The 16,918-nt window shown below is 72.8% G+C and carries 15 protein-coding genes; 13 read left to right on the top strand and 2 right to left on the bottom strand.

Going from position 1 to position 16,918, the window contains the following annotated elements; translation table 11 throughout:
* The first annotated feature begins 66 nt into the window (after positions 1 to 66).
* The 3 genes from ABH931_RS24620 (at position 67) to ABH931_RS24610 (ending at position 4,904) form a co-directional block, all read left to right on the top strand.
* Positions 67 to 1,449 (top strand): MFS transporter, encoded by a 1,383-nt coding sequence (locus ABH931_RS24620; RefSeq protein ID WP_370117136.1) that lies wholly within the window; start codon positions 67 to 69, stop codon positions 1,447 to 1,449.
* A 242-nt stretch (positions 1,450 to 1,691) separates the two neighbouring features.
* On the top strand, positions 1,692 to 3,512 hold the full coding sequence (locus ABH931_RS24615; RefSeq protein ID WP_370117133.1) for a DEAD/DEAH box helicase: 1,821 nt from the start codon (positions 1,692 to 1,694) through the stop codon (positions 3,510 to 3,512).
* Positions 3,513 to 3,581: 69 nt separating this feature from the next.
* Positions 3,582 to 4,904, top strand: a complete 1,323-nt coding sequence (locus ABH931_RS24610) for an ATP-binding protein (RefSeq protein WP_370117130.1) — start codon at positions 3,582 to 3,584, stop codon at positions 4,902 to 4,904.
* 173 nt (positions 4,905 to 5,077) lie between these two features.
* Here the strand turns inward: ABH931_RS24610 and ABH931_RS24605 are convergent, their stop codons facing one another.
* Positions 5,078 to 5,503, bottom strand: a complete 426-nt coding sequence (locus tag ABH931_RS24605) for an SsgA family sporulation/cell division regulator (protein WP_370117127.1) — start codon at positions 5,501 to 5,503, stop codon at positions 5,078 to 5,080.
* Positions 5,504 to 5,838: 335 nt separating this feature from the next.
* Here ABH931_RS24605 and ABH931_RS24600 point away from each other — a divergent pair, with 335 nt between their 5' ends.
* The 8 genes from ABH931_RS24600 to ABH931_RS24565 all read left to right on the top strand — a co-directional run bounded on the left by ABH931_RS24600 (position 5,839) and on the right by ABH931_RS24565 (position 14,211).
* On the top strand, positions 5,839 to 6,510 hold the full coding sequence (locus ABH931_RS24600; RefSeq protein ID WP_370117124.1) for a response regulator: 672 nt from the start codon (positions 5,839 to 5,841) through the stop codon (positions 6,508 to 6,510).
* 179 nt (positions 6,511 to 6,689) lie between these two features.
* Positions 6,690 to 7,343, top strand: a complete 654-nt coding sequence (locus ABH931_RS24595) for an IclR family transcriptional regulator (protein ID WP_370117121.1) — start codon at positions 6,690 to 6,692, stop codon at positions 7,341 to 7,343.
* Positions 7,344 to 7,421: 78 nt separating this feature from the next.
* On the top strand, positions 7,422 to 8,243 hold the full coding sequence (locus ABH931_RS24590; protein ID WP_370117118.1) for a S16 family serine protease: 822 nt from the start codon (positions 7,422 to 7,424) through the stop codon (positions 8,241 to 8,243).
* Positions 8,244 to 8,423: 180 nt separating this feature from the next.
* Positions 8,424 to 9,536, top strand: a complete 1,113-nt coding sequence (gene hppD / locus ABH931_RS24585; protein ID WP_370117115.1) for a 4-hydroxyphenylpyruvate dioxygenase — start codon at positions 8,424 to 8,426, stop codon at positions 9,534 to 9,536.
* A gap of 213 nt (positions 9,537 to 9,749) precedes the next feature.
* A complete protein-coding gene (locus ABH931_RS24580) occupies positions 9,750 to 10,322 on the top strand; it encodes an RNA polymerase sigma factor (protein ID WP_370117112.1) in 573 nt (190 codons plus the stop codon).
* Positions 10,323 to 10,417: 95 nt separating this feature from the next.
* Positions 10,418 to 11,329: a hypothetical protein gene (locus ABH931_RS24575; protein WP_370117110.1), complete on the top strand. Its 912-nt coding sequence runs from the start codon at positions 10,418 to 10,420 to the stop codon at positions 11,327 to 11,329.
* Between the two features lie 87 nt (positions 11,330 to 11,416).
* The gene (locus ABH931_RS24570) at positions 11,417 to 12,820 is read left to right on the top strand and encodes a M1 family metallopeptidase (RefSeq protein WP_370117107.1); all 1,404 of its coding nucleotides are present in this window, start codon (positions 11,417 to 11,419) and stop codon (positions 12,818 to 12,820) included.
* 26 nt (positions 12,821 to 12,846) lie between these two features.
* Positions 12,847 to 14,211 (top strand): FAD-binding oxidoreductase, encoded by a 1,365-nt coding sequence (locus ABH931_RS24565; RefSeq protein ID WP_370117104.1) that lies wholly within the window; start codon positions 12,847 to 12,849, stop codon positions 14,209 to 14,211.
* Between the two features lie 16 nt (positions 14,212 to 14,227).
* Here ABH931_RS24565 and ABH931_RS24560 read toward each other — a convergent pair whose 3' ends face one another.
* Positions 14,228 to 14,749, bottom strand: a complete 522-nt coding sequence (locus ABH931_RS24560) for a hypothetical protein (protein WP_370117102.1) — start codon at positions 14,747 to 14,749, stop codon at positions 14,228 to 14,230.
* Positions 14,750 to 14,823: 74 nt separating this feature from the next.
* Between ABH931_RS24560 and ABH931_RS24555 the strand changes: the two genes are divergently transcribed.
* Together ABH931_RS24555 and ABH931_RS24550 are read left to right on the top strand one after the other, a co-directional pair.
* Positions 14,824 to 15,528: a response regulator transcription factor gene (locus ABH931_RS24555; RefSeq protein WP_370117099.1), complete on the top strand. Its 705-nt coding sequence runs from the start codon at positions 14,824 to 14,826 to the stop codon at positions 15,526 to 15,528.
* Between the two features lies 1 nt (position 15,529).
* Complete coding sequence (locus ABH931_RS24550; RefSeq protein ID WP_370117096.1) at positions 15,530 to 16,891, top strand: sensor histidine kinase; 1,362 nt, start codon at positions 15,530 to 15,532, stop codon at positions 16,889 to 16,891.
* Positions 16,892 to 16,918 lie beyond the last annotated feature (27 nt).

The raw sequence follows: 16,918 nt of genomic DNA, 5'->3' as shown, positions 1-16,918 counted from the left end.
GGAGGCAACGGAAGCGACATCGCGCGACACGAACGACAGGAGCGAATAGCGGGTCCACCCCTTACCATGGGGTCGGTGACCACCCTTGCCGGACCGACCGGACTCAACGACGCGGACGCGACCACCGGCATCCTGACCCGGCCCTACCGCATGCTCACGATCGGCATCGTGGCCTGCGTCCTGCTGATCGCCTTCGAGGCGACCGCCGTCAACACCGCCATGCCGGTCGCCGCGGCGGCCCTGCACGGTGTCGGGCTGTACGCCTTCGCCTTCACCGGGTACTTCACCGCCAGCCTGCTGGCCATGGTGGTCTCGGGGGAGTGGTGCGACAAGCGCGGTCCGCTGGTCCCGCTGGGCGCGGGCATCGCCGTGTTCGGGGTGGGGCTGGTGCTGGCGGGCACGGCCACCACGATGTGGACCTTCGTCGCCGGACGGGTCACCCAGGGGCTCGGCGGCGGGCTGGTCATCGTCGCGCTCTACGTCGTCGTCGGGCTGCGCTACCCCGAGCGGCTGCGACCCAAGGTGTTCGCGGCCTTCGCCGCGTCCTGGGTACTGCCCTCGGTGGTCGGCCCGCTGGTGTCCGGCACGGTCACCCAGCACCTCGGCTGGCGCTGGGTCTTCCTGTCCATCCCGGTGCTGATCGTGGCCCCGCTCGTGCTGATGCTGCCGCAGCTGCGCGGCATCGGCGCCGGGGACGCGGCGGGGCAGCCGCTGGACCGCCGACGCCTCCTCCTCGCGCTCGCGCTCGCCGCCGGGGCGGGCCTGCTCCAGTACGCCACGCAGCGGCTCGACCTGTGGTCGCTGCTGCCCGCCCTCGCGGGTGCCGCGCTGCTGGCGCCGGCGGCGCTGCGCCTGTTGCCGGCCGGCACCTTCCGCGCTGCGCGCGGGCTGCCCACGGTGATCCTGCTGCGCGGCATAGCGGCGGGCGGGTTCATCTCCGCCGAGGCGTTCATCCCGCTGATGCTGGTCACCCAGCACGGCTACTCCCCGACGTTGGCCGGCCTCTCCCTCTCCGGCGGAGGCATCTTCTGGGCCGTCGGCTCCTGGCTCCAGGGACGTCCCTTCGCGGAGCGGCACCGGCTGCGCCTGGTCCGCGCGGGGCTGGTCGCGGGGGCCGTCGCGATCGCGCTGGTCGCGGTGGCGGCGCAGCCCGGCGCGCCCGCGTTCCTCGTCTTCGCCGCGTGGACGCTGGGCGGCTGCGGCATGGGGCTGGCGATCGCCAGCATCAGCGTGCTGCTGTTCGCTCTCTCCGAGCCGGGGGAGGCGGGCGCGAACTCGGCTTCGCTGCAGGTGAGTGACGCGCTGGGGAACATCGTGTGCACGGCCCTGGGCGGAATGCTGTTCACCTCCCTCGGCACGGGCACCACGACGGGTTTCGTCGCGGTGTTCGTGGCGATGACTGTGGTGATGGTCACGGGTGCCGCGGTGTCCGGCAGGGCAGCGCGTTAGGGGCGCGACAAGCCAGCGGCGTGCGGATGGTCCTCGATGGCGCAGGACCATCCGCCTCGGGTGGGTCGCTCGCGCACGCAGCCAATCGAGCGGAGCCCCGCACCCCTGGCGGCTGCGCCGCCTGAGGATGGTGCAACACACTCGACGTCCCCAGCCTCCGGCGCGGGCGCCGGTAAGCTTGCCGGGTTGTCGGATCGAGCCCCGCGGGCTCGCCGCCCCTGACGTCGACCCCGCCGGAGACCGTGAGTACCGCCAGCCCCTCCCACGCCGCCGCGTCCACCGCCGCCCACGCACCGCATCACCTGTCGCCCGCCTTCCCCGGTCGTGCCCCCTGGGGTACGGCCGGCAAGCTGCGCGCCTGGCAGCAGGCCGCGATGGAGAAGTACGTCGAGAAGCAGCCGCGCGACTTCCTCGCGGTCGCGACCCCGGGCGCGGGAAAGACGACCTTCGCGCTGACCCTGGCGCAGTACCTGCTGCACAACCACGTGATCCAGCAGATCACCGTCGTGGCGCCCACCGAGCACCTCAAGAAGCAGTGGGCCGAGGCCGCCGCGCGGATAGGGATCAGGCTGGACCCGGCCTACAGCAGCGGGCCGCTCTCCCGGGACTACCACGGAGTGGTCATCACCTACGCCGGCGTCGGGGTGAACCCGATGCTGCACCGCAACCGGGTCGAGAACCGCAAGACGCTGATCATCCTCGACGAGATCCACCACGCCGGTGACTCGAAGTCCTGGGGTGAGGCCTGCCTGGAGGCGTTCGAGCCGGCCACCCGCCGACTCGCCCTGACCGGGACGCCGTTCCGTTCCGACACCAACCCGATCCCGTTCGTCAGCTACGCCGACAACGGGGACGGCGTCCGCCGCAGCATCGCCGACTACACCTACGGCTACGGCAACGCCCTCGCGGACCACGTCGTGCGTCCGGTGATGTTCCTCTCCTACAGCGGCAACATGCGCTGGCGCACCAAGGCCGGCGACGAGCTCGCCGCCACCCTCGGCGAGCCGATGACCAAGGACGTCATCGCCCAGGCGTGGCGCACCGCGCTCTCGCCGCACGGCGAGTGGATGCCGAACGTGCTGCGCGCGGCGGACCAGCGGCTGACCGAGGTGCGCAAGTCGATCCCGGACGCCGGGGCGCTGGTGATCGCCTCCGACCAGGAGTCGGCCCGCGCCTACGCGAAGATGCTGCGCGAGATCACCGGCCAGGGCGCCGCGCTCGTGCTGTCCGACGAGGCGGAGGCCTCCCAGCGGATCACCGACTTCTCCGACTCGACCGACCGCTGGATGGTCGCGGTGCGCATGGTGTCGGAGGGCGTCGACGTGCCGCGGCTCGCCGTCGGCGTCTACGCCACCTCGATCTCCACCCCGCTCTTCTTCGCGCAGGCCGTCGGCCGCTTCGTGCGGACCCGGCGCCGCGGCGAGACGGCCTCGGTCTTCCTGCCCACCATCCCGACGCTGCTGGGCTTCGCCAACGAGATGGAGCTGCAGCGCGACCACATCCTCGACAAGCAGAAGAAGGGTCAGGAGGACGACCTCTTCGGCGAGGAGGACGCGCTGCTGGCCGAGGCCGAGAGGACCCAGGACGAGGCCGACGGCGGGCTCGACGACATGCCCTGGGAGGCACTGGAGTCGGACGCGATCTTCGACCGGGTGCTCTACGAGGGCGCGGAGTTCGGCATGCAGGCGCACGCCGGCTCCGAGGAGGAGTCCGACTACCTCGGCATTCCCGGCCTGCTCGAACCGGACCAGGTGCGGCTGCTGTTGCAGCGCCGCCAGACCCGGCAGATCCAGCGCAGCAAGACCAAGCCCGCCGAGGAGGCGGACCTGCTGGAGATGGAGGCCGAGAAGCGGCCGGTGGTCACCCACCAGCAGCTCCAGGAGCTGCGCAAGGAGCTCAACGGCCTGGTCGGCGCGTGGCACCACCGAACGGGGCAGCCACATGGAACGATCCACAACGAGCTGCGCCGGGTCTGCGGCGGTCCGCTGACCGCCCAGGCGACGGCGCATCAGCTCCAGGCCCGGATCGGCAAGATCCGTGAATGGGCGACCAGGATCGACTGAGCCGGCCGCGGTGTGGGGGCAGGCAGGCGGTATCAGCGAACGACGGACCACCACAGGATGAGCGGCCAGATGAGGCTTCGTGAAGTGAACGCCGCAGGGGGCAGGACCGCCGACGGGGTGGGCAGGCAGGCGGCGCGGACCGTCCGCGGGCTGCTCGCGCCGCTGCACCTGGGCACGCTGGGTCTGCTGGCCCTGATCGTGCTGCACGGGACGGTCGTCGACCCCGGCCGGAGCCGGGGTGCGGTGCTCGCGCTCGGTGCCGTCTTCGCGGCGGTCTACGCGCTCGCTCCCGAGGTCGCCCGCCGTGCCGACGTCGACGAGCGGGCCTGGGCGCCGACGCCGCGCGTCGTGCCCGAGGCCGCCCTGTGGCTGGTCGCGCTCACCGCGCTGTGGCTGTCGCTCGCGGCCACGCGGATGGAGTTCGAGCTGCTGGTGGTGCCGCTCTACTTCGTCTACCTGCTGATGCTGCCTGCCGCGCCCTGGCTGGTCGTGGGCGGGCTGACCAGCATCGCCCTGCTGATGCGGCTGTGCGTGCACCAGCCGCCGTACCCGCTGGCCACCCTCGGGCTGCTCGTCGGGGCCAGCCTGGCGCTGTGGGTGGCGCGGTGCCTGTCGCTGATCAGGACGCTGCGCGCCCGCGACCGCGTCCTGATCGCCGAGCTGCGCCGGGTCTGCGAGGAGCAGCGGCACGACGAACGGGAGGCCGGCCGGGCGGAGGAGCGCGGGCGGCTGGCCCAGGACGTGCACGACACCGTCGCGCAGGGCCTGTCGGCGATGGCCATGCTGCTGAAGGCGGCCGACGAGGCCATGCCGCCGGTCGAGGACCTGGACAAGGCCCGTACCCGGTTGCGGGCCGCCGCCGAGATCAACTCCGTGGCGCTCGGCCAGGCCAGGGACATGGTCCACGGGATCGCCTTCTCCGAGCTGGACGGGGGCGGCCTGCCGTCCGCGGTGGACCGCTACGTGATGCTGGTCCAGCGCACGCTGGTGTCGCGGGAGATCGCCCAGGAGGTCGGGCAGCGGCTGGTCTACACGCTGCGCGGGGAGCCGTTCCGGCTGCCGATCGCGACCGAGAGCGCGATGCTGCGGGTCATCCAGGAGGCCGTCAACAACGCGCTGCGGCACGGTTGGGCGACTCGGGTCGAGGTGGTGCTGAGCTATGGCGCGGAGCGCCTGAACGTCGAGGTGCGCGACAACGGGGTCGGTCTGCCGCCCGGGATCGTCGCGGGCGCGCAGCGGCCGGAGCCGTTGGAACGGGGCGTCGGCCTGGACGCGATGCGGGCGCGGGTCGAGGGTGTCGGCGGCGCCTTCGAGCTGTCCTCCTGGGTCGGCCGCGGCACGGTCATCGCCGTCGACCTGCCGCTGACGCGCCCGGCGCGGCTGACGGCCTGACATCTTCCGGCCGGCCACGACTGACGGCCTGGCATCTTCCGGCGCGCCACGACTGACGGCCTGACATCGGCCGGCCGTCGGGCGGGTCGTGCACGAATCCCCGAATACACGAGCCGGCGGCCGCCCCATCGCGACCGCCGATCCCCTTGGCCCCCGAATCCGTCAGGATCGGGTCAGTTGTGCAGTTCCGCGCCGATCAGCAGACGCGTGATCCCGCGGTCGAGCCATTCGTCGCTGAACTCCTCGCCGAACGGGATCATCATGTCGGTGCGCAGCAGGTAGGCGTGCAGCGCCGTCAGCGGTGCGATCAGCTCCGCCTCGCCCTCCGGCGAGCGCAGCGTGATGGCCACCAGATCGTCGTCGTGCCATTCCAGCGGGCGGACCTGAATGTCGCCCTCCCCGGCGACCGTGCTGAGTCCGTCGAGAAGCAGCTCCCGGGAGACGGTCCAGCGGACCGGTTCGTCGCCGGGGAGGAAGAAGGTGAGCTCGATCGCCCAGGGTGTGGCCTGGTGGAAGGCAAGGCGCACCGGGATCTGGTAACTCAGGCCGGCCGTGGTCGCCAGTTCCATCGTGATCTGGCCACGCAGCGTGCTGTTCATGGTGCCTGTCCGAACCTTTCAGAGGTTCCCCCCGGTCTGCGGCCGGGGGAGGGTGCCGGACGGAATCCCCCGTCGTGCAGCCCGTTGTGTGCGAACCGCCGGGCAGCCTCCTCGCCGTCCGGCATGAACTGATCATTACTGATCGGTCACGATGGTTCATCCCCCCTTCGTGGGGATCAAACCGGACTGAAAGGGTGCAGAAAAACCAGCCGAACGAACCTGGACAGGCACGATCGGGAACTGGTAAGTGGCCGAAACCAACCATTAGCCTGCGGCGGCAGAAGACTGCCCCCTAGACTGGGCACTCGAAACGGCAGCCGGGGAGTGATGGGGAAGTGGCAGGGCGTGGACCGGATCCCGAGGACAGAGCTCGGGTCCTGGTCGTCGACGACCACCCCGCGATCCGGCTCGGGCTCCGCGTTCTGATCGAGGACCAGTTCGACCTGGAACTGATCGGGGAGGCCTCCAGCACGCGCGAGGCGCTGGCCCTCATCGAGGAGACCCCGCCCGGGCAGGGCCCCGACGTCGTCCTGCTCGACCTCGACCTCGGCCAGGGCACCGCCTCCGGCCTCGACCTGCTGCGCCGCCTCGACGCCCTGCACACGCCCCCGGCGGTGCTCGTGTTCAGCGCCCACAGCAGCGACACGGACATCTTCGCCGCGATCGACGCGGGAGCCGTCGGCTTCCTCGGCAAGGAGACCGACCCCGGCGCGCTTCTCGCGGGCATCCGCGCGGCCGCCCGGGGCGAGACCGTCCTCGGCGCGACGGCCGTCCGCCGCGTCCTGCGCCGCGTCCGCGGCAACGTCCCCACGCTCTCGGCCCGCGAGGTCGAGGTCCTGCAGTTGCTCGGCGAGGGCCTGCCGAACCGCCAGATCGCCGCCCGCCTGTACATCAGCGAGGCGACGGCCAAGGGGCACCTCGCCAGCATCTACACCAAACTCGGCGTCGACACGCGTGGCGCCGCGGTGGCCACGGCCGTCCGCGAGGGCCTGCTCCGCCTGGGGTGAATAAGCCGGATTGGTCCGGTTTCCGGCGGTCCCCCGGATAACGAATGGTGACCGAAATCTGGACGAGTACTTCCGCAGAGCGGTGCACCCTCATTACGTTCCTCGCACCCACCCGAGATGGGCCGTGCGTCAAGGAAGCCTCACGGAATCCCTCGGCGCCCTCTTGGAAGGAGACGCGCGTGACCGCTGAGACCTCACAGACGCTGGACCGCGGCGTGCGCGTGCTCAAGCTGCTCGCCGACGCCGAACGCGGGCTCACCGTGACCGAGCTCGCCGCCCGGCTGGAGGTGAACCGCACCGTCGTCTACCGGCTGCTGGCCACGCTGGAGCAGCACGGACTCGTGCGCCGGGACGTCGGCGGGCGCGCCCGCGTCGGCCTCGGGGTGTTGCGGCTCTCGCACCGGGTGCACCCGCTGCTGCGCGAGGCCGCCCTGCCGGCCCTGCGCAGCCTCGCCGAGGACCTCGGCGCCACCGCGCACCTCACCCTGGTGGACGGCGCCGAAGCCCTCGTCGTCGCCGTCGTCGAGCCCACCTGGACCGACTTCCACGTCGCCTACCGCACCGGCGTGCGCCACGCGCTCGCCGAGAACGCGGCCGGGCGCGCCATCCTCCAGGCCCGCGCGACCGGCTACGGGCAGCCCCGTCCCGAGCCCGAGTGGGTCACCGGCTCCGCCGAGGAGCGCTCCGGCGCCAACAGCGTGGCCGCTCCGCTGCGGGGCCTGATCGGGATCGAGGGCAGCGTTGGCGTGCTGATGCTGGGCGGCACGACGCCGGAGCGGGTCGGGCCGCGCGTGGTCGAGGCCGCGCTGGAGGTCTCCGAGGCGCTGCGGTAGCGGCGCCGCACGGCGGGCGCCGGCGGCACCCCTGCGGGGGTGCCCGGGTTGCCCGGTGCCTCTGCCTAGAATTCGGGCGTGTCCTCCTATCTCTCCTGGCTCGCCCCGCGCCGCAACCGGCTGATCCTGTGCGCGGTGCTGGTCGCCGCCCCGATCGCGACGGCGCTCGGCGTGCCGCTGCCGTACACCGTGCTCCAGCCGGGCATCTCGGTGAACACCCTCGGCAGCTACCAGGGGACCCAGGTGATCACCATCACCGGGCACCCGACCCGCCAGACCGACGGCCAGCTGCGGATGACCACCATCGCGGCCACCCTGCCCGACTACAGCCCGCGCCTGCCGGAGATCGTCAGCGCCTGGGGCGACCCGAACCGGGCCGTCGTCCCGCGTGACTCCGTCTACCCCTCCGGGCAGTCCGTGAGCCAGGCCAACCAGGTCAACCAGCAGGCCATGCAGCAGTCGCAGGAGTCCGCGACGACCGCCGCGCTGGGCTTTCTGGGGCTCTCCTCCTCGCAGGTCCACGTCGACCTCAAGCTGGCCGACGTGGGCGGGCCCAGCGCGGGCCTGATGTTCACCCTCGGGATCATCGACGAGCTGAACGGCAACGGCAGCGGCAAGCAGGGCGCGGCGGGCGACCTCACCGGCGGCTCCGTCGTGGCCGGCACCGGCGAGATCGACGACACCGGCAACGTCGGCGCGGTGGGCGGCGTCTCCCTGAAGACCAAGGCGGCGGCCCGGGACGGCGCGACGGTCTTCCTGGTCCCGCGCGGCGAGTGCTCGGACGCCGAGGTGGACACCCCCAAGGGCCTCCGGCTCGTCCCGGTGACCACGCTGGACCAGGCCGTGAAGGCCCTGGAGGCCCTTCAGAGCGGGGACGCGGCCGCCGTTCCGGCGTGCTGAAGCGGCCTGACGGGTTCACCCTGGTGGTGACTGGCATTCTGCACAGCAAAGGACCCCCGCAGGGGGGTGAGCTGTACAGCTTGCGCAGCGCCAGGGGTCATGGTTGCGCAGCTGGTTGATCGGCGGGACGGTACCCGGAGCGGGCCTCACCGGGGCCTCACCCCTCGGAGGTGTTCCACCATGAGCAGTTCGACCGACGTCTTCCCGGTCAAGGGAATGGACGCCATCGTCTTCGCTGTCGGCAACGCGAAGCAGGCCGCCCACTACTACTCCACGGCCTTCGGCATGCGCCTGGTCGCCTACTCCGGTCCCGAGACGGGCGAGCGCGAGACGGCCAGCTACGTGCTGACCTCGGGCGGCGCCCGCTTCGTCCTCACCTCCGTGATCAAGGCGTCGACCGAGCGCGGGGAGTTCCTGGACCGGCACGTCGCCAAGCACGGCGACGGCGTGATCGACCTGGCCATCGAGGTCCCGGACGTCCGCGCCGCGTACGAGTACGCGACCGCCCACGGCGCGACCGGGCTCGTCGAGCCCTACGAGCTCAAGGACGAGCACGGCACGGTGGTCCTGGCCTCCATCGCCACCTACGGCGAGACCCGCCACACCCTGGTGGACCGCAGCGGCTACGACGGCCCCTACCTGCCCGGCTTCATCGCCAAGGACCCGATCGTCGAGCCCGGCGCGCGCCTGTTCCAGGCCGTCGACCACTGCGTGGGCAACGTCGAGCTCGGCCACATGGACGAGTGGGTCGGCTTCTACAACCGCGTCATGGGCTTCACCAACATGAAGGAGTTCGTGGGCGACGACATCGCCACCGAGTACTCGGCGCTGATGTCGAAGGTCGTTGCGGACGGCACCCGCAAGGTGAAGTTCCCGCTGAACGAGCCGGCGATCGCGAAGAAGAAGTCGCAGATCGACGAGTACCTGGAGTTCTACAACGGCCCCGGCGTCCAGCACATCGCCCTGGCCACCAACGACATCGTCGCGACGGTCCGCGCGATGCGCGCGGCGGGCGTCGAGTTCCTCGACACCCCCGAGACCTACTACGACACGCTCGGCGAGTGGGTCGGCGAGACGCGCGTGCCGCTGGACGAGCTGCGCGAGCTGAAGATCCTGGCGGACCGCGACGAGGACGGCTACCTGCTGCAGATCTTCACCAAGCCGGTGCAGGACCGGCCGACGGTCTTCTTCGAGATGATCGAGCGCCACGGCTCGATGGGCTTCGGCAAGGGCAACTTCAAGGCCCTGTTCGAGGCGATCGAGCGTGAGCAGGAGCGCCGCGGCAACCTCTGATCGACGAGGTAGTTGCAGCACGCCAGGGGCGCGGGGAACTGCGCGAGCAACCCACGGCGTGCGGATGGCCCTGTTACTGGGGACCATCCGCGCGCCGGTGGCTTGTCGCGCGGTTTCCTGCGCCCCTGTTGCGTGCCCGGCGCGCGAACGCTTTCATCCCTGGCGTCAAGTACGGGGTGAGACCGCCGTCCGGCGGTCAGAGACGGAGGATCCGTGGAACCGGATCATCACGCTCCCGAAGCGCTGCTGCGGCGCTCCGCCGACGACGCCGCGGCTTTCACGCCGCTGGTGGAGCAGCACTCCACCGCCCTGCACGGCTACTTCGCCCGCCGGGTGCCGCACGCCGCCGACGACCTGCTGGCCGAGACCTGGCTCCAGGCCTTCTCCGCGCGCCGCGGCTTCGACCCCGCCCTGGGAACCGCGCGGGGCTGGCTCTTCGGCGTGGCCCGCAACGTCCTGCTGCTGCACCTGCGGCGCGGCAGCAGGGACACGGCCGCTCCGGCGCAGGAGACCAGCGACCCCTGGCAGGCGGTCGACCAGCGCCTCGACGCCGCCGCGCTCGCCCCGCAGCTGCGGCGCGCCCTCGCCGAGCTGCCCACCGAGGAGCGCGAGTTGATGCTGCTGGTGGCCTGGGAGCAGCTGACGCCCAGTGAGGCCGCCTCCGTCGTCGGCATTCCCGCCGGGACGGCCCGCTCCCGGCTGCACCGAGCCCGGGGCCGCATGCGCGAGCGGCTGACGCCCTCGTGGCGCGCCCCGCGCCTGACACCCGGTGGGGAGCCGGTGTGACCCGCCCCCGCCGCCCCGAGCCGTCCGCCGTTCCGCCGCGCCCGCTCTCCTCGACCCGCTCGCCCCGCATGACCTCGAAGGGAACCCCCACCGCCATGAACGAGACGTCCGAGTACCTCGACTTCCCCGGCGCCGAGACGCTCCAGGCCGCAGGTCGCGTGGCCCCACCGTCCGACCAGGCCCTGGACCGCGCCCGCGCGGCGGTGCTGACCGCGGCGTCGGCCGAGGCCGCACGGCAGCCGAACCGGACCGCCGGGCTGGTCGTCACCCCGCTGCGCCCGCGCCGGACGATGACCGGCCGCCGCCTGGTGGCGGTGCTCGCGCTGGCCGCCGTCGCGGCGGGCGTCGTGGTCGCGACGAACAGCGGCGCCCCGGCGCCGTCGCGGCGTCCCACCGCGACCGCGCACCAGCCGGCCGCGGCCGGTGCCCCGGCCTTCCTCGGCGGCGTCGCCGAGGTCGCCGCCACGCAGCCCGCCGCCACCGCGCCCTACTGGAAGACGCAGCTGCGGACCGTGGTGGGCGCGCACACCAGCACGGCGACCGTGTACGTCTCGCGGACCGGCTACGTCATCGAGAGCAAGGGCAGGACTTACAAGAAGGGGGCCCCCACCTGGAGCGTGGGGGCGAAGCTCGTCGACTGGAACGGTCTGGACGCCCTGCCCACCGACCCGGCGACGCTGCTCTCGATGATGTCCGCCGGGCGGGCCGGCGGCCGCGACGTCTTCGGCCAGGCCGGCGGCATCCTCGCGGACTCCCCGGCGAGCCCGGCGCTGCGGGCGGCGCTGTTCAAGGCCCTCGGCAGGCTGACCGGGGTCAAGCTGGTCGGTGCCGCCAAGGACGCCGCCGGCCGCAGCGGGACCGAGCTGGCCTTCGCCGGGCAGAACGGCAGCGAGGCCCTGATCGTCGACCCGAGCACGGCCCAGGTGCTGGAGACGGTCTTCTGGCAGGCCGGAGGCGTCTCCCGGACCACGTACCTCTCCTCCGGCCCCGCTCTGTCGATCGGCTGACTGCCGACCCTCCGGCGTGTGACGCCCGTCACCTTTCGGGCTACTTCGACAGGGTGCTGACGGACCGTCGAATCTACGGTTGGTCAGGTGACGAACCGTCTGATTCTCGTGGCCACCGCGACCGTCCTCACGGTCGGTGGCCTGCTCGGGGCCGCGGCCCCGTCCGCGCCCGCGCCCGTCGGGACGAAGGGCGCGGCCGGGGTCGGGGACCCGCTGCTGCCGCTCTCCGGAGACGGGGGGCTGCACGTGCGCCACTACGCGCTGACCCTCACCTACCAGCCCAGGACCCAGCACCTCGACGGCTCCGCCGTCCTGTCCGCGACCGCCACCCAGGACCTGACCGGGTTCGATCTCGACCTCTCAGGGCTCGACGTCCGCGGGGTCACCGTCGACGGCCAGGCCGTCGCCTACGACCGCAACGGCCAGAAGCTGGAGATCACCCTCGGGCGCACCGTCGTCCAGGGCGGGCAGTTCAAGGTCGCCGTCGACTACGGCGGCACGCCGCACGCCCTCACCGACTCCGACGGCTCAACCGACGGGTGGACCGCGCTGCCCGGGGACCAGGGTGCCTTCGTCGCCGGGGAGCCGCAGGGGGCGATGACCTGGTTCCCGTGCAACGGGCACCCGGCCGACAAGTCCACCTACGACATCACCGTGACCGTCCCGCAGGGGTACACCGCCGTGGGCAACGGGGTGCTGCGCACCCAGCACACGGCGGGCGGCCGGTCGACCTTCGCCTGGCACGAGAGCGCGCCGATGGCCGCCTACCTGGCCACGGCCACGGTCGGGCGGTTCGACGTCGACCAGTACTGGACGGCCTCCGGCCTGCCCGTCTACACGGCCGTCGACCCGGCCGAGGCCGAGGACGCCGCGGACGTGCTGGACCAGCTGCCGGACGTGATCACCTGGGAGCAGGGCCTGTTCGGGCCCTACCCGTTCGACGCCGCCGGAGCCGTGGTCGTGCACGACAAGGACATCGGCTACGCGCTGGAGACGCAGACCCGGCCGGTGTACGACGAGGCCCCGGACCTCGACACCCTCGTGCACGAGACCGCGCACCAGTGGTTCGGCGACTCGGTGACGGTCACCCAGTGGAAGGACATCTGGCTCAACGAGGGCTTCGCCACCTACGCCGAGTGGCTCTGGGACGCCGCCCACGGCGGCGCGAGCCCGCACGACCGGCTGGCGCAGCTGTACGCCAAGCCCGCGACGGACCAGCTCTGGGCCTACCCGCCCGGCGATCCGGGCGACCTCACGCACCTGTTCGGGGTGCCCAGCTACGCGCGCGGCGCGATGACGCTCCAGGAGCTGCGGGAGGCCGTCGGAGACCAGGCGTTCTTCGCGATCCTGAAGAAGTGGGCCGCCGGCCACCGGCACGGCCACGGCACCACCGCCGAGTTCCAGGCGCTGGCGTCGGGGGTGTCCGGAAAGAACCTCGACGCGCTCTTCGCGACCTGGCTGTATTCCACCGGCAAACCGACGAAGATGTGAGTTTCGGAGCTGAGGGGGCCTGGCGGATGAGCGATCTGGTCGAGCTGCTGCGCGAGGGCCTGCCGGAGGCGGCCGTCGTGTCCGATCCCGATGTCACCGCGGCCTACCGGCAGGACATGGCGGGGTTCTGCGACTCCGCCCCGCCCGCCGTCGTCGTCTTCCCGCAGACGGTGGAGCAGGTGCAGCACGTCATGCGGACGGCGACGCGGCTGCGGGTGCCCGTGGTGCCGCAGGGTGCGCGGACGGGGCTGTCCGGGGCGGCCAACGCCGCCGCGGGCGCGATCGCGTTGTCGATGCTGAAGATGGACCGGATCCTGGAGCTGGATCCGGTCGACCGGATCGCCGTGGTCGAGCCGGGCGTGGTCAACGCGGAGCTGTCGCGGGCGGCCGCGCGGCACGGGCTGAGCTACCCGCCGGACCCGTCCAGCTGGGAGTCCTGCACGGTCGGCGGCAACATCGGCACCGGTGCGGGCGGGCTGTGCTGCGTCAAGTACGGGGTGACGGCCGAGTACGTGCTCGGCCTGGACGTCGTGCTGCCCGACGGGCGGTTGCTGCGGACCGGCCGCCGCACGGCCAAGGGCGTCGCCGGGTACGACCTGACACGGCTGTTCGTCGGCGCGGAGGGCACCCTCGGCGTGGTCGTGGCGGCGGTCGTCGCGCTGCGGCCGGCGCCGCCGCCGCAGCTGGCGCTGGCGGCGGAGTTCGCCTCCATGGACGCCGCCTGCGCGGCGGTCTGCGCGGTGATGGCCGCCGGGCACGTGCCCTCGCTGATGGAGCTGATGGACACCACGACCGTCCGCGCCGTCAACGCGATGGCGCAGATGGGCCTGCCGGACTCGACGGCGGCGCTGCTGCTGGTCGGCTTCGACAGCCTCGACCCGGCCTCGGACCTGGCCGCGGTCGGCGAGCTGTGCCGGGAGGCGGGCGCGACCGAGGTGGTCCCGGCCGCCGACAGCGGCGAGTCGGAACTGCTGCTGGAGGCCCGCAGGCTGGCGCTGCCGGCGCTGGACCGGCTCGGCACCACGATGATCGACGACGTGGCGGTGCCGCGTTCCCGGCTCGGCGAGATGCTGGCCGGGGTGGCCCGGATCGCGGAGGACTTCCGGCTCACCATCGGTGTCTGCGCGCACGCGGGGGACGGCAACACCCACCCGGTCGTGGTCTTCGACGCGAAGGACGAGGAGGAGTCGGCCCGTGCCCGCGCCTCCTTCGACGCGATCATGGCCCTCGGGCTGGAGCTGGGCGGCACCATCACCGGCGAGCACGGGGTCGGGCTGCTGAAGAAGGAGTGGCTGGCGCGTGAGCTCGGCCCGGTCGGGCTGGAGTTGCAGCGTCAGGTCAAGGCGGTCTTCGACCCGCTCGGGATCATGAACCCGGGCAAGCTGTTCTGACCCGGGGCCACCGGAGCTACTGCGGCGGCCAGGTCTGCACCATGGGCGGGTGGCCGTTCCAGGTCACGTAGAAGATCGAGTCGGTGCTGCCCTGGGTGAAGTCGACCCGCAGCCACTCGTCGCCGGTGTAGACGTGCATGGCCCAGCCGCTGTCGGGCGTGGCCGAGACCAGGTCGGCGGAGGTCGCGCCCATCGAGACCACGATCCGCCCGCCGGGCGGCGTGTAGCTGTGCAGGTCCCCGGTGGGGCTCGCCGGGGGCGTGGGCGACGGGGAGGGCACGGCGCTGCGGCTGCGGCCGGGGGTGACGTGGTGCGTGGTGACCGTCGTCGGGGGCGCGGCCAACTGCGTCGCGGTGCCGATGGTGGTGGGCAGCGGAGCGGGCGTGAGCGAGGCCGAACCGGCCACGGTCAGGCCCAGCGCGCTGGGCTGCTGGTAGCCGTCGTCGGCCAGCACCCGGTGGACCCCGAACCAGGAGACCGAGACCGCCGCGCCCGTGGCCGCCGCCCAGGCCGTCGTCTGTACCAGCAGTCTTCGCACCGGGTCAGTATGCACGTCTCGAAGGACGCCCAGGAGGTACAGACCACACACCCGAATGGGCTACCGTCACGCCCATGGCAACAGTGCTCGTGGTCGAGGACGATCCCTTTGTTCGGTCCGCCCTGATTCGTCACCTCAGCGACGCGGGCCATGCCGTGCGCAGCGTCGGCACGGCGCTCGAAGCGCTGCGCGAGGTGGCCCAGGTCGGCTGCGACCTGGTGATCCTCGACCTCGGCCTGCCCGACCTCGACGGCGGCGAGGCACTGAAGATGATCCGTGGACTGACGGACACCCCCGTCATCATCTCCACCGCCCGCGACGAGGAGACGGAGATCATCCGGCTGCTCAACGACGGCGCCGACGACTACCTGGTCAAGCCCTTCTCGGTGGAACACCTGACGGCCCGGATGGCGGCCGTGCTGCGGCGCGCCGGCTCGGCGGGCCCCGCAGGGCAGCTGCTTCAGACGGGCGGCCTGCGGATCGACCTCCAGCGCCGCGAGGCCACCCTGGACGGCCGGGACCTCGACCTGACCAGACGCGAGTTCGACCTGCTCGCCTACCTGGCCGCCCGGCCCGGCGTGGTCGTCTCCCGCCGCGAACTGCTGGCCGAGGTCTGGCGCCAGCCCTACGGCACCGACCAGACCATCGACGTGCACCTGTCCTGGCTGCGCCGCAAGCTCGGCGAGACCGCCTCCCGGCCGCGCTACCTGCACACCGTGCGCGGCGTCGGCGTCCGCCTGGACATCCCCGACCCGCGCGACCTCCCCGCGGACGTGTGAGGTGAGAGGGGCCCTGTTCAAGGTCTGCGTCGCCGTCACCACGATGGTCGCGCTGGCCTTCCTGATCCCGCTCGGCCTGATGGTCCGCGAGACCGCACGCGAACGCGCCTTCACGGCGGCGGAGCGCCAGGCCGCGACGCTCGGCCCCGCCCTCGCGATCACCACCGACCAGGGCGCCCTTGCCCGCGCCCTCGCCAGCACCCAGGACGGTGCGGCCGGCCTGATCGCGCTGCACCTGCCGCGCGACGGCGGCGGCTTCGACACCCTCGGCCACGAACGGGTCGGCGCCGAGGCGCTGTCGTCCGCCGCGGCGAACGGACGCAGCGGCACGACGGGCGTCGACGGCGGCTACGCCTACCTGGAGCCGGTCGCCGTCAACGACGGGCGGGTGGCCGTGATCGAGGTCTACGTGCCCGACGCCGAGCTGACGCGCGGCGTCACCACCGCCTGGCTGGTGCTGAGCGGGGTCGCGCTGGCGCTCGTGCTGCTCTCGGTCGCGGTCGCCGACCGGCTCGGCACCCGCATCGTCGGCGCCGCGCGGCGCCTGGCGAACGCCTCACGGGCGCTCGGCGAGGGCGACCTCGCCGTCCGCGTCCCGCAGGCGGACGGCAGTCCGCGCGAGCTGCGGGAGGCCGCGGCGGCGTTCAACGCGATGGCCGACCGGGTGGTGCGGCTGCTCGCCGCGGAACGCGAACTCGCCGCCGACCTCTCCCACCGCCTGCGCACGCCGCTGACGGTGCTGCGGCTCAACGCGGCCTCGCTGGGCCAGGACGTCGCCGCCGAACAGACCCGCCACGCGGTGGCGCAGCTGGAACGCGAGGTCGACCAGATCATCCGCGCGGTGCGGGGACGCGGGGGCGCGCCGGCCGACGCGGGCACTTCGGTTCCGATGTCCTGCGACGCGGCGGCGGTGATCCGCGACCGCGCCGAGTTCTGGTCCGCGCTGGCCGAGGACGAGGGCCGCCCCTGGCAGCTCGCGGGCGCGGAACGGGCCGTGCCCGTACCCGTCGCCGCCCCCGAGCTGGCCGCGGCGCTGGACGCCATGCTCGGCAACGTGTTCCGCCACACCGCGGAGGGCACGGCCTTCGCGATCGACGTGCACGGCACGCCCGACGGCGTCATCGTCCTCGTCTCCGACGCGGGCACGGGCATCCCCGATCCCGAGCTCGCGCTGCGGCGGGGCGTCGGCGCGCAGCGGGACGGCTCGACGGGCCTGGGACTGGACATCGTGCGCCGCGTCGCGGAGAGCACGGGCGGCGATGTCGCCATCGGCAGGTCCGTCCTGGGCGGGACGGAGATCCGCGTCCGCCTGCTGCACGAGCGCACGCCGCTGCCGCGGCAACGGCGCCGCGCCCGGGGCTGACGCGACCACCCCAGTTCCTTAACGGGT

Origin of the sequence: Streptacidiphilus sp. MAP12-33, from assembly GCF_041261265.1 — a bacterium.
GTDB lineage: Bacteria > Actinomycetota > Actinomycetes > Streptomycetales > Streptomycetaceae > Streptacidiphilus.
The sequence above is the reverse complement of the archived record's forward strand: the minus strand, read 5'-3'. Positions and strand labels throughout refer to the sequence as shown.

Coding starts and splice junctions, on each gene's coding strand:
- hppD (WP_370117115.1), top strand. CDS start 8,424: ATGAGCAGTTCGACCGACGTCTTCCCGGTCAAGGGAATGGACGCCATC.
- ABH931_RS24555 (WP_370117099.1), top strand. CDS start 14,824: ATGGCAACAGTGCTCGTGGTCGAGGACGATCCCTTTGTTCGGTCCGCC.
- ABH931_RS24620 (WP_370117136.1), top strand. CDS start 67: ATGGGGTCGGTGACCACCCTTGCCGGACCGACCGGACTCAACGACGCG.
- ABH931_RS24575 (WP_370117110.1), top strand. CDS start 10,418: ATGAACGAGACGTCCGAGTACCTCGACTTCCCCGGCGCCGAGACGCTC.
- ABH931_RS24610 (WP_370117130.1), top strand. CDS start 3,582: ATGAGGCTTCGTGAAGTGAACGCCGCAGGGGGCAGGACCGCCGACGGG.
- ABH931_RS24605 (WP_370117127.1), bottom strand. CDS start 5,503: ATGAACAGCACGCTGCGTGGCCAGATCACGATGGAACTGGCGACCACG.
- ABH931_RS24565 (WP_370117104.1), top strand. CDS start 12,847: ATGAGCGATCTGGTCGAGCTGCTGCGCGAGGGCCTGCCGGAGGCGGCC.